Genomic DNA, 13,055 nt, shown 5'->3' on the forward strand with positions numbered 1-13,055 from the left:
AGGAGTAAGACAGATGAGTAAAGTGATGGAAAGCCAGGAACCCGGAACTAGAACAGGAAAGGCTTTCAGCGGTCACTGGAAAGAAAAAGGAATGCAGGCGGTGTTTTTTATAGCCGCCTGCACCTCTATCTTAGCGGTAGCCCTGATTTGCATTTTCCTGTTTGCAAACGGACTTCCTGCTATAGCGGAAATCGGGCCTCTTGATTTCCTTCTGGGTAAAACCTGGAGGCCTGCCAATGATTTATATGGAATCTTTCCCTTTATCCTGGGAAGTATTTATGTGACGGCCGGAGCGATCGTCATCGGAGTTCCCATAGGAATTCTGACCTCCATCTTCATGGCGGAGTACTGCCCGGCGAAGATTTACCGGCCCTTAAAGGCCGCCACCGAGCTTCTGGCCGGAATTCCTTCCGTCGTATACGGTTTCTTCGGTATGCTGGTTCTGGTTCCTTTTATCCGTGAGACTACGGGCAGCAAGGGAAACGTCATGCTGACTGCCTGCATTCTGCTGGGAATCATGATTCTGCCGACGATTATCGGAACGACAGAGTCTGCCCTCAGAAGCGTCACGAGAACCTACTATGAAGGGGCTCTCGCTCTGGGAGCGACAAAGGAACGGACGATTTTCACCGTCATGCTTCCTGCCGCCAAGTCCGGCGTGCTGACGGGCGTGGTGCTGGGAATCGGACGCGCCATCGGCGAGACTATGGCGGTCATCATGATTGCCGGAAACCAGGTGGGGATGCCGGAGGGCCTCTTAAAGGGCGTGCGTACCCTGACCGCGAACATCGTTCTGGAGATGGGCTACGCCACGGGGCTTCACAGAGAGGCGCTGATTGCCACAGCCGTAGTGCTCTTTGTGTTCATCCTGATTATCAACTTAAGCGTATCATTATTGAGGAGGGGACAAAATGCAGGCGATTAACAGACAGACCGCAGGCGACAAGCTGCGCGCCTACTTCAAGCATCCGGGCTCCCTGGTTCTGTTCCTGCTGGTGATGCTGGCAGCGGTCGTTACCTTTGCGGTGCTTGTGTTCCTGATTGCGTATATTCTGGTGAGAGGCGTCCCTTACCTGACGCCGTCCCTGTTCGCGCTGAAATATAACTCGGACAATGTATCTCTGATGCCCGCGGTGGTCAACACCCTGCTGATGATTCTGATGTCCCTTCTGCTGGCGGTGCCCTTTGGAATCTTCGCGGCTATCTATCTGGTGGAGTACGCGAAGAAGGGAAATAAGCTGATCAGCGTGGTCCGCGTGACGGCGGAGACGCTTTCTGGTATTCCTTCTATCGTATACGGCCTGTTCGGTATGCTGTTCTTTGTGACGACCCTGAAATGGAGCTACTCCATGCTGTCAGGCGCCTTTACCCTGGCTATCATGATTCTGCCGCTGATTATGCGTACTACGGAGGAAGCCCTGCTGGCGGTGCCGGATTCTTACCGGGAAGGAAGCTTCGGACTGGGAGCCGGAAAGCTGCGCACCGTGTTCCGCATCGTGCTTCCCAGCGCGATACCGGGAATCCTGGCGGGCGTCATCCTGGGCATCGGCCGTATCGTGGGCGAGACGGCGGCTCTGATGTACACCTCCGGTACCGTAGCCAAATATGCCGGGCCGATGGATTCCGGCCGTACCCTGGCGCTTCATATGTACGTGCTGACAAGCGAAGCCCTTCATGTAAACGAGGCCTCCGCCACAGCCGTGGTACTGCTGGTGGTCGTCATCGGAATCAACGCGCTTTCCAGCTTTGTAGCGAAGAAATTAAGACAAAAGACAGGAGCCTGAGAAGCATCTCATGCACTGCAGGACAGATGGGAGTAAAATAGAATGAGTATCATGCAAATCGAGAATCTGGATCTGTTTTACGGAGATTTTCAGGCTCTCAAAAACATAAATATGGAAATACAGGCCAATGAGATTACGGCCTTTATCGGACCCTCCGGCTGCGGAAAGTCCACATTTTTAAAGACCCTGAACCGAATGAACGATCTGGTAGAGGGCTGCAGGATCACCGGAAAGGTGATGCTGGAAGGGCAGGACATCTACAACGGCATGGATGTGAACCTTTTGAGAAAACGGGTAGGTATGGTGTTCCAGAAGCCGAACCCCTTCCCTATGAGCATTTATGACAATATTGCCTATGGACCGAGGACCCATGGCATCCGCAGCAAGGCAAAGCTGGATGACATTGTAGAGAAATCCCTCCGCAACGCGGCTATCTGGGATGAAACAAAGGATCGTCTGAAGACCAGCGCCCTGGGCATGTCAGGCGGACAGCAGCAGAGACTCTGTATCGCGAGAGCCCTTGCGGTGCAGCCGGACATCCTGCTGATGGATGAGCCGACCTCCGCTCTGGATCCGATTTCAACTTCTAAGATAGAAGATCTTTGCATGGAGCTGAAAAAGGATTATACTATTATTATCGTTACGCATAATATGCAGCAGGCAGCGCGTATTTCTGACAAGACAGCGTTCTTCCTTCTGGGCGAGGTCATCGAGATGGGTGAGACCGATCAGATCTTCTCCATGCCGAAGGATGAGCGGACAGAAAACTATATCTCAGGAAGGTTTGGTTGATAAGATGAGAGATTTTTATGAAGAGCAGCTTACGAGGCTGCACACACAGATGATTGCAATGGGCAGTCTTTGCGAAAAGGCGATCGCGGACGCGACCAAGGCCTTGACGGATGGCGATGTGGCCCTGGCTAAGGAGGTCATGGCAGGAGATGCCAAGATCAACCAGCAGGAGAGGGATATTGAGGCGATGTGCATCAAGCTTCTGCTGCACCAGCAGCCGGTAGCAGGCGATTTGCGCCGGGTATCTGCCGCGCTGAAGATGGTGACAGATATGGAGCGGGTAGGCGATCAGGCCGCTGATATCGCAGAAATCGTCGTACAGATGAATGAGAAGCTTCCGGATCAGTTTCTGCACATCTGCAAGATGGGCACTGTTGCCATGAAGATGGTCACCGACAGCGTAAACGCTTATGTAGATATGAAGCTGGATCTTGCCAGGGAGGTCATCAAGAGCGATGACGAGGTAGATGAACTGTTCCTGAAGGTACGCGGAGAGATTCTGGATGCCATCCGTGAGGACAGCAGCAGAGGAGAGGAGCTTCTGGATCTGTTCATGATTACCAAGTATTACGAGCGTATCGGCGATCATGCGACAAACATTGCCGAGTGGGTGGAATATGCCATCACTGGAGAGCGCTCCGCAGAAAATTAGTAAAAAACAGGTGTTTTTCTTCATAAAATATTAAAAAGTGGCTGTTATACTTCTTATCAAGAGAAGTAGAACAGTCATTTTTTTGCCTGCGGGTATCCACACTGCAGGCTTTATTGGTCTGGATGCCGATGCAGGGAAAGGAGGCTGCGCTGTATGAAAGGGAGAAAGAGGCTTTATCTGCTGGCGCTGGCTGCATTACTGGGGATTGTGGCAGGATGCGGTACGAAAGGCGGAGAGATGGGAAGCATGGAATCCCAGGATATGGAAGAAGTGGAAGAAGCGCAGAACGAAACGTCCCAGGAGAATGCTGCGCAGGACGGAGAGAGCGCAGAGGCTTTCGTGGAGGCGCCTGCACAGAATGAACGCCTGACAAAGGAAGGAGATGGATACGGCATCTCCATCCGTATTTACCACAGCGACGACATGGCGGAAAACATCTGCTTCAATACGACGATGACCAGAGGAGTCACCCCGGAGATCCTGGTGATGAATCTGGCAGCCTACGGCATGCTGCCGGACGCAGTGACGGTACAGGATTTTTCAATCGAGACAGAGGTGGAGAAAGAGACCACAGAGACGCGGCTGCAGCTGGATCTGTCCGCTGATTTTGCGGACTATCTTTCCTCAATGGGAACCTCGGGAGAAATGATGGTGATGGGAAGCCTGGTCAATACCTTTCTGGATGCTTATGACGCCTCCATGATGAAGGTGACGGCCGGAGGAGAGCTTCTGGAGACAGGCCATCAGATCTATGACAGCTGGCTGGAGCTGTATGATTATGTGCAGGCCTCCTATTCCGTGGCGGACGGTCTGCTCCAGGAGGGCACGGTGACCTTTTCCTATCCTCAGATTCGGGACTGCGCTGACACCGGGCTCCAGGAAAAATGGAACAATATCATGGAAAAGAAAGCGGAGGACCTGGCGGAGAGCCTGGAAGAAGGCGATACCCTTCAGGGCTCCTTTGACGTAAAAACCATGAATGACGAGCTTCTTTCCATTCTCGTATCCGGAGAGATCTCGGCGGCGTCGGCTGCGTATCCCACCCGGTTTCAGTACACATACAATATCGATATGAGAACAGGGGAAAATATCCGCCTGGCTACTTACAGGAACGTGGATCAGATTGCGGAAGACATGATGAACGGAACGGGCTATACAGTCAGCGGTGACCTGGCAGAGGAATTTCAGAAACGGCTGACCGTTCTTTATGGGGACACGGAGCAGCTGGCGGCGGCTCTCCGAAGCTTTGATTTTGGAAAGGGACAGGTGGAATATCCGGTGGGATACTCCTATCAGGAGAACGGAAAGACCTGTCTGTGCATGGAGGTTCCCCATGCGCTGGGCGATTTTGTAACAGTAGAACTTGAATAAATATTCTGAATATTAATAAAAATTACAATAATACACACAGAAAAAAACGACAGAGAAAGCAAAAGCAGAATTAATAAAATTTTTTATAAAAAAGTATTGACAAATACAGATCTCGTGATTATAATGTAATCAAAGATAAGAAATAAACAAAACAACACCACATTATCTTAGAAGAATATAATTAATTATATTTAATATAGATTATGAGGTGAATCTAAGAAAGAGAGGTACAGTCCAACCAAAACTTAACGAATTACCCTATAATCTAAGAAAAGGAGGTACGGACCACCGAAGACTTAAAGGTGACCTTCTGATAGAACTTTAAGAGACAGGTGTAAAAAACATCTGAATCAAAAAAGTAATATGAACGGAGGTCAGGGTAAAAGCAAAAACGTTCGATGAGAATCGGCAGCAGAAGAAAAGAAGAAGCCGGGTAAGAAGAAAAAGAAGAAGTCAAAAGAACCGGAAAAGAAAAGCTTTATAATCAGAAGAAGGTAAAAAGCCGAAGACAGAAGAAATCGAACGGAAGAAGTCATTGGGACTTCAGAAAATTGAAAAGAAGCTGAAAACAGAATAGGAAAAGAGAGGTAACAGTCCAATGGACAGCATAGTATGACAGCGGGTGTCAATGAATGAAAGTAATTGATACCCGCTGATTTTGTTTGTCCGCTTGAATATTTCCTGCGCACGGGATAAAATAGAAGAAGAAACTAAGCGGGAGGATGAGATTCCTTGGAACATTTTGTAGAGCTTAGGGGGGTTAAGAAAATATACCACATGGGCGAGGTAGAGATCCCGGCCGTGGACGGTATTGATTTTGAAATTGAAAAAGGAGAGTTTGTAGTCATCGTAGGACCGAGCGGCGCGGGAAAAACGACTGTGCTGAATATTCTGGGCGGTATGGATACGTGTACGGAAGGCGAGGTCTGGGTGGACGGAAAGGATATCGGGAAATTTAAGGGGAAGCAGCTGACGGCTTACCGGAGGGACGATATCGGTTTTGTCTTCCAGTTTTATAACCTTGTCCAGAACCTGACAGCCCTGGAGAATGTAGAGCTGGCCCTCCAGATCTGCAGGGATCCTCTGGACGCAAGGCAGGTGCTTGAGGAGGTAGGGCTGGGAAACAGAACGGATAATTTTCCGGCTCAGCTTTCCGGAGGAGAGCAGCAGCGCGTGGCGATCGCCCGGGCTCTGGCAAAGAACCCGAAGCTTCTGCTCTGCGACGAGCCTACGGGTGCGCTGGATTACAATACAGGAAAGGCGATTCTGAAGCTTCTGCAGGATACCTGCAGGGAGAAAGGCATGACTGTGTTAGTTATTACGCACAACTCGGCGATTGCGCCCATGGCAGATCGGATCATTAAGATTCGAAACGGGCGGGTCAGCGAGATGAAGCTGAATGAACACCCGATTTCAGTGGAAGCGATTGAGTGGTAGCAGGGCAGGGATGACGATGAAGAAAAAGGCACTGAGAAAAGAATTCTACATGGAAGTCCGCAAAACGCTGAACCGCTTTCTGTCGCTTCTGCTGATTACAGCCCTTGGCGTGGCCTTTTTTTCCGGTATACGGGCGACGCAGCCGGATATGGAGCTTTCGGCGGACACCTATTATGACGAGGCCAGGCTCATGGATATCAGCGTTCAGGGGACGCTTGGCCTGACGGAGGAGGACGCGCAGAGCATTGCAGCCATAGAAGGCGTGGAAGAGGTCATGCCTTATTATTCCATGGACATGTTTGGAACCCTGGAAGATGAGCGGCTGAATCTGCAGGTCATGTCTGTTCCGGAGACGATGAACCTGATGACAGTGACGGAAGGACGTATGCCTGAGGCGGAAAATGAGTGTGTGGTGGACAATCAGATGCTCGCCGATGGCGTGTGCCAGCTTGGCGATACGATTACGCTGAGCTCTGCCACAGATACGGAGACGGAAGATATCTTAAGCGTTACGGAGTTTACGGTGGTGGGCGCGGTTACAAGCCCTTACTATCTTTCTCTGGAAAGAGGCACTACCAGTATCGGAAACGGGACGCTGAACGGTTTTCTGGCGGTACAGGAAGATGCATTTTCCCTGGATTACTATACGCAGATCTGTGTGAGAATGACAGGGGCTGATAAGCTTGGCTGCTACGGGGATCCATACAGTGAGCTGGCAGACACGGTAGTGGACAGGATCGAAGCGATCGCGGACGAGCGGTGCGAGATCCGTTACGCCGAGGTACAGGAGGAAGGCCGGCAGGAGATTGCGGATGCAGAGGCCGAGATCGCGGACGCGGAAGCGGAGCTTGCAGATGCAGCCCAGGAGCTGGAAGACGGGCGCGCGGATCTGGAAGAGGCAAAACAGGAGCTTGCGGATGGCAAAGCAGAGCTTGCGGACGGCGAAGCCGAATTTGCAGAGAAGGAGCAGGACTACCTGGACGCCAGACAGCAGACCTCAGACGGCTGGATACAGGCGGATGAGGGAAGAAAGCAGATTATAAACGCAGAACGGCAGCTGGAGGGCGGCTGGGAGCAGTACGAGGAAGGGAAAAAGCAGATCGAGGAGGGCTATGCGGCTCTTGCGCCTTACGAGGAGCAGTATGCACAGCTGGAGGAGGCGGAAGCACAGCTTCAGTCGGGAATCGGGCAGGCTCAGGCAGGAATTGAGGAGGTGCAGAAGCTTCTCAGTCAGATCGAAGAGATAGAGAAGCTTCCGGAAGATGAATGGCAGCCCGGATGGGCGGAGCTGGTGGCCCAGAAGGCAGCTCTGGAGGAGAAGCTCTCGCAGGGCCAGGCAGCGCTTGCAGAGCTTGAGAACCAGCTTGCGGCCTGCCAGGAAGGAATGGCGCAGCTGGCTCCCGTCATTGAAGAGACGAGGGCGCAGCTGGATGCCGGAGCGGAGGAGCTGGCAGCCAGCAAGAAGCAGCTGGATGCGGCTCAGGCTGAGATAGACGCGGCGAACAGCAAAATCAGTGAGTCTGTGGAGCAGCTTTCGGAGGCAGAGGATGAGCTCGCGGACGCAGAGCAGCAGCTGGCAGACGGAAGAGCCGAGCTTGCGGACGCCAGACAGGAGATCGCAGACGGCGAGCAGGAGATCGCAGACGCGGAAGAGGAGCTGGCAGACGGAGAGAGAGAGTACGCGGATGCAAAGGCAGAGGCTGATGTGGAGATCGCAGATGCCAGAGAGCAGATTGCGGACGCGGAAGAAGAGCTGGCTGATATGGAGCTGCCGGAATGGTACGTGCTGGACCGTGATTATATTGCGTCCTATGTGGACTATGGACAGAATGCGGAGCGGATCGGTGCGATCGGACGTGTATTTCCTGTCCTCTTTTTCCTGGTTGCGGCGCTTGTATGTCTTACGACGATGACCCGGATGGTGGAAGAGGAACGCACGCAGATCGGAACCCTGAAGGCTCTGGGCTACAGCAGGGGCAATATTGCGGCAAAATATATTCTTTATGCGCTGCTCTCCAGCCTGCTGGGCAGCCTGCTGGGACTTGTGGCAGGACAGAAGTTTCTTCCGTGGGTAATTATAGAGGCCTACAAGATCCTGTATCCGGATCTTCCGTATACGCTGACGCCGCTGAACCTGCAGTATTCGGTGATGGCGACGGCGGCGGCTGTGCTTTGCACGACGCTTGCGGCCTGGGCGGCCTGCTATAAGGAGCTGTTTGAGGTTCCGGCAGAGCTGATGAGGCCCGCAGCCCCGAAGGCAGGAAAGCGAGTGTTCCTGGAGCGGATTACCTTTATCTGGAAGCGCTTGAATTTCAGCCGTAAGGCCTCGGTGCGCAATCTGATTCGGTATAAGAAGCGGTTCTTTATGACCATATTTGGAATCGGAGGCTGCACAGCGCTTCTCCTGCTTGGCTTTGGTTTGAAGGATTCTGTGTCCTATCTTGGTGTGGGGCAGTTTGAAAATATTTTTGTATATGACGCATCTATCAGTATCGATACGGAAGCGGAAGAGGAAAAGAAGGCGGAGCTGATGGATACCGTGGCTTCGGACGATCGGGTTACAGACGGCACGGAAATGCTGGAGACGGCTGTGGATGTGGAGAAGGACGGCGTGCAGAAGAGCGCATACCTGATAGTACCCCAGGATGAGAGCGTGCTGGCTCAGTACATACGGCTGCAGAATCGGGAAACTGGAGAGTCTTATGAGCTTACGGATGATGGCATTGTCATTTCAGAAAAGCTGGCAGCTCTGCTGAATGTGTCAGAAGGAGACACGGTGACCCTGGGCGGTGACGATACGGAGCATGTAGAGGCAGTGGTTACGCATATCACGGAAAATTACTTTATGCATTATGTGTATATGGATCGGGAGCTCTACGAGGAGCTTTATGACAAGGAGCCGGAATGGAACATGCTTTTTGTCAACCTGGCGCAGACAGACGAGGCTTTTGAGAATCAGGTTCAGGAAGATTACATGGAGCTGGACGCTGTGCTTGGCGTGACCTTCATCAGCGGAACTGCGGAGACTGTAGAGGATATGCTGGACACGATGAATGTAGTAATCCTTGTGCTTGTTGTGTCGGCGGGAATGCTGGCCTTCATCGTGCTGTATAATCTGAACAACATTAATATCAGTGAGCGGAAGCGGGAGCTGGCGACTCTGAAGGTGCTGGGATTCTTTGACCGGGAGGTTTCCTCCTATGTAAACCGGGAAAATATTATGCTGACTGTGATTGGAACGGCTGTGGGCCTGATTATGGGCACGGCTCTTCACAGATATGTGATGACGACAGTCGAGACAGATACTTTGATGTTTGGGCGGACGATTGAGCTTCACAGCTTTGTGTACAGCATCCTTCTGACGCTGGTGTTTTCTATTATTGTAAATGGAATGCAGTATTTTAAGCTGCGGAAGATCGATATGGTGGAATCCCTGAAGAGCGTGGAATAGGGAGAAGCCGGGGAAGGGCCTGCGGGCCCTTCCCCGGTCTGTGAAAGGAAGCAGGTAAGGAGAAGAAACATGTCACTGCAGTTTATATTTGGAAATTCGGGAGCGGGAAAATCCTATACCCTTTATCAGCAGGTGATCCGGGATTCACAGGCGCATCCGGATCAGAAGTTCCTTGTGCTGGTTCCGGAGCAGTTTACGATGCAGACGCAGAAGGAGCTGGTGAAGCTGCACCCGGACGGCGGCATTTTAAACATCGATGTGCTGAGCTTTCAGCGCCTGGCTTACCGGGTCTTCGAAGAGACAGGGATATCTGTGGGCAAGGTGCTGGAGGAGACTGGAAAAAACCTGGTGCTTCGGAAAATTGCCCAGGAGCATCAGGATGAGCTGAAGGTCTTAAGCGGCAATCTGAAAAAAATGGGGTATATAGGCGAGATCAAGTCTCTGATCTCAGAGCTGACACAGTATGCGGTTTCCGAGGAAGAGCTGGGACGCTTTCTGGAAGAGAGCAGGGACAGGCCCCATCTCTATTATAAGCTCTGCGATGTACAGGTGCTTTACAGGGCTTTTCATGCATACCTGGCAGAGCAGTATATTACGGCGGAGGAGCTGCTGGAGGTGCTCTGCCAGACTGTGGAGCGCTCCGCCAGAATCCGGGAGAGCGTAATTGTGCTGGACGGCTTTACCGGATTTACGCCGATCCAGAATAAGCTGATGCAGAAGCTGATGCTGTACGCGAAGAAGGTTATTGTGACCGTGACGATAGATGAGAGAGAGGATCCCTATCGTCTGGAGGGCGAGCATCAGCTCTTTTATCTCAGCAAAAAGACGGTGACGACCCTGATGCGGCTGGCAGCGGAAGCGCAGGTTAAGGCAGAGCCGCCTGTGTTTGTCCGTACCGGAGAGAAGAGCCGGTTTCAGCCGGGGAGCGCTCTTGGAGCTCTGGAGCGGAACCTGTTCCGGACAAGGCAGAAGCCTTTTTCGGGAGAGCAGCAGGAAATCAGCCTTCATGTTCTGAAAAATCCTGAGGCGGAGGTCACATGGGCGGCCTCCCAAATCCGGAGGCTTGTGCGGGAGAAAGGGTACCATTACCGGGATTTTGCAGTGATCACCGGAGATATGGAGGCCTACAGCCCGGTTCTGGAGAGAGTGCTGGAGGATTATGAGATCCCCTGCTTCCTGGACAACAAGCGGAGCGTCCTGAAGAATCCCTTTGTGGAATTCATCCGGGCGCTGCTTGAGATCGCAGAACAGGATTTTGCCTATGAGTCGGTATTCCGATATTTGAGAAGCGGCCTGTCCGGCATGGAGCCGGAGGAGACGGATGTGCTGGAGAATTATGTGCTGGCGCTGGGCGTCCGTGGAGCGAAAAAATGGGAAAACCGCTTCGTCCGGGCTTACCGGGGCCTTACGGAGGAGGAGCTGGAGCAGATCGACGGCCTGCGCCAGCGTTTTGCCGATGATCTGATTCCCTTTGCAAAGCTTCAGAGGAAGAAGCATGTGACTGTGCGGGAGCGGACGGCGGCTTTATATGAGCTGATAGAGAAAAAGGGGATTCAGGCCAGGCTTGCCGCCTTTGAGGAACGGTTCCAGAAGGAGGGCAGCCAGGTGCTGGCGAAGGAATACCACCAGATCTACGGAATTATCATTGATCTTTTTGACAAGCTGGTGGATCTGCTGGGAGAGGAGGAGCTGTCTCTGCGGGAATATGCGGAGATCCTGGACGCGGGCTTTGCAGAGGCCCGCGTAGGCGTGATCCCGCCTGGCGTCGATCAGGTGACGGCGGGTGATATGGAGCGTACCCGGCTGAAGGATGTAAGGGTGCTGTTTTTCCTGGGAGTCAACGAAGGGAGCGTGCCGAAAAGCAGCGCCCGCCCGGGCCTTCTGTCAGATATGGAGAGAGGGGAGCTGAAAAGCAAAGGGCTGGAGCTTGCGCCTACGGCCCGGGAGCAGAGCTATATTCAGAGGTTTTATCTGTATCTGAATCTGACAAAGCCCTCCGAGCGGCTTTATGTCTCCTGCTGTCTGCTGGACGGGGCAGGAAAGAGCCTGCGTCCCTCCTATCTGATCAATGTGCTGAAAAGAATGTTTCCGGGGCTGGCCCTTCAAAGAGAGGATGAGGAGGACAGTAATGGAGAGCTGTTTTCCGAAGAAGGAGCTTCCGGAAAGGAAAGACGGGCGGGCGGAGCCGGGGTCTGGAGCGTCCTGCCTGAAACCGGGAAGGAGGGAATCCGCCTTCTGGCTAAGGGGCTTGGAGAATACCGGGAAGGAAAAAGAAACGCCCGTTTTTATGAGCTGTACCGCTGGTATGCGGCGCAGGAGCGGTATGAAGAAAAGCTCTCCCAGCTTCTGGACGCAGCTTTTTCCGTACACAGGGACACACAGCTTGGGAAGGCTGTGGCCCACGCCTTATACGGAACGGTTCTGGAAAACAGTGTGACGCGTCTGGAACAGTATGCGGTCTGCGCCTACGCCCATTTCCTGATGTATGGCCTGAGGCTGAAGGAGCGGGAGCAGTATGAATTCAGTCCGGTGGATATGGGAACCTTGTTTCACGAGACGCTGGAAGCCTTTTCCCGCCGTCTGGAGGCGAGCGAATATGACTGGAACACGCTTCCGCGGGAGACGGCGGAGCAATGGGTAGAGGAGTGCCTGGACAGCCTGACGGTAGATTATGGGAATACCGTGCTGGGCAGCACAGCCCGAAACGCCTATACCGTGCGGCGGATGAAGCGGATTTTGAAGCGGACTGTCTGGGCGCTGGGCGAGCAGATCCGAAAAGGGCTGTTTACACCGGAAAATTATGAGATTTCGTTTTCCAGCGTGTCGGATCTGGATGCGGTCAATATCGAGCTTTCGCCGGAGGAAAAGCTGCGGCTGCGGGGGCGGATTGACCGGGTGGATACCTGTGAGGATGAAAAGCATGTCTATGTAAAGGTAATCGACTATAAATCAGGGAATACGCCTTTTCAGCTTCTTTCCCTGTACCATGGCCTGCAGCTTCAGCTGGCCGTCTATCTGAACGCAGCTATGGAGCTGACCAGGCAGGAGCATCCGGATAAGGAAGTGCTTCCGGCAGGGGTGCTGTACTATCAGATCCAGGATCCGGTGCTGGATGTGGAGGAGGAGCTGGAGGAAGGAGAGCTTTCCCCGCGGATCCTGGAGAAGCTGAAGCCCGGAGGGCTGGTCAATGCTGACCCGGAGATTCTGCGCATGCTCGATCAGAGTATGCCCGGAAGATCATCTGTGCTGCCTGTTGCCTGCAACAAGGACGGCTCTCTGCGCGCCGGATCTCCGGCGGCTACGAGCAGGCAGTTCGCGCAGCTCTCTGACTATGTGAACCGGAAGATTCAGCAGATCGGATCGGAGATGCTGGATGGACGCATGGATGTGGCGCCTTATGAGCTGAAGGGAAAGACAGCCTGTGATTTCTGCGCTTACCGGGGCGTGTGCGGCCTGGATGCCAGGACAAAGGGCTTTCATGTGCGGAGGCTGCCGGTGCTCGATGACAAGGAAATCTGGAGACGGCTGGAAGAGGAGAATGAGCGGACATAATGGCAGGGCGGCAGGA

8 protein-coding genes are annotated in these 13,055 nt (G+C 53.1%); all 8 read left to right on the forward strand.

The window, feature by feature from the left end; genetic code table 11:
• The first annotated feature begins 25 nt into the window (after nucleotides 1-25).
• The 8 genes from pstC (at nucleotide 26) to addB (ending at nucleotide 13,039) form a co-directional block, all read left to right on the forward strand.
• The gene (pstC, locus tag B5E77_RS01435; RefSeq protein WP_087163654.1) at nucleotides 26-925 is read left to right on the forward strand and encodes a phosphate ABC transporter permease subunit PstC; all 900 of its coding nucleotides are present in this window, start codon (nucleotides 26-28) and stop codon (nucleotides 923-925) included.
• Nucleotides 912-1,784, forward strand: a complete 873-nt coding sequence (gene pstA, locus B5E77_RS01440) for a phosphate ABC transporter permease PstA (RefSeq protein ID WP_087163599.1) — start codon at nucleotides 912-914, stop codon at nucleotides 1,782-1,784. The genes pstC and pstA overlap by 14 nt, the downstream gene beginning before the upstream one ends.
• 42 nt (nucleotides 1,785-1,826) lie before the next feature.
• Nucleotides 1,827-2,576: a phosphate ABC transporter ATP-binding protein PstB gene (gene pstB, locus B5E77_RS01445; protein ID WP_087163600.1), complete on the forward strand. Its 750-nt coding sequence runs from the start codon at nucleotides 1,827-1,829 to the stop codon at nucleotides 2,574-2,576.
• Between the two features lie 4 nt (nucleotides 2,577-2,580).
• Nucleotides 2,581-3,228, forward strand: coding sequence for a phosphate signaling complex protein PhoU (phoU, locus tag B5E77_RS01450; protein ID WP_087163601.1), 648 nt, complete (start codon nucleotides 2,581-2,583; stop codon nucleotides 3,226-3,228).
• 153 nt (nucleotides 3,229-3,381) lie between these two features.
• Nucleotides 3,382-4,599 (forward strand): hypothetical protein, encoded by a 1,218-nt coding sequence (locus B5E77_RS01455; RefSeq protein ID WP_087163602.1) that lies wholly within the window; start codon nucleotides 3,382-3,384, stop codon nucleotides 4,597-4,599.
• Between the two features lie 732 nt (nucleotides 4,600-5,331).
• A complete protein-coding gene (locus tag B5E77_RS01460; protein WP_087163603.1) occupies nucleotides 5,332-6,036 on the forward strand; it encodes an ABC transporter ATP-binding protein in 705 nt (234 codons plus the stop codon).
• A gap of 10 nt (nucleotides 6,037-6,046) precedes the next feature.
• Entirely contained in the window at nucleotides 6,047-9,487 is a 3,441-nt protein-coding gene (locus B5E77_RS01465) for an FtsX-like permease family protein (RefSeq protein WP_162609616.1), read from the forward strand.
• Between the two features lie 69 nt (nucleotides 9,488-9,556).
• Nucleotides 9,557-13,039, forward strand: a complete 3,483-nt coding sequence (gene addB, locus B5E77_RS01470) for a helicase-exonuclease AddAB subunit AddB (RefSeq protein WP_087163605.1) — start codon at nucleotides 9,557-9,559, stop codon at nucleotides 13,037-13,039.
• Nucleotides 13,040-13,055 lie beyond the last annotated feature (16 nt).

Origin of the sequence: Lachnoclostridium sp. An131 (assembly GCF_002160825.1) — a bacterium.
Taxonomy (GTDB): domain Bacteria; phylum Bacillota; class Clostridia; order Lachnospirales; family Lachnospiraceae; genus Laedolimicola.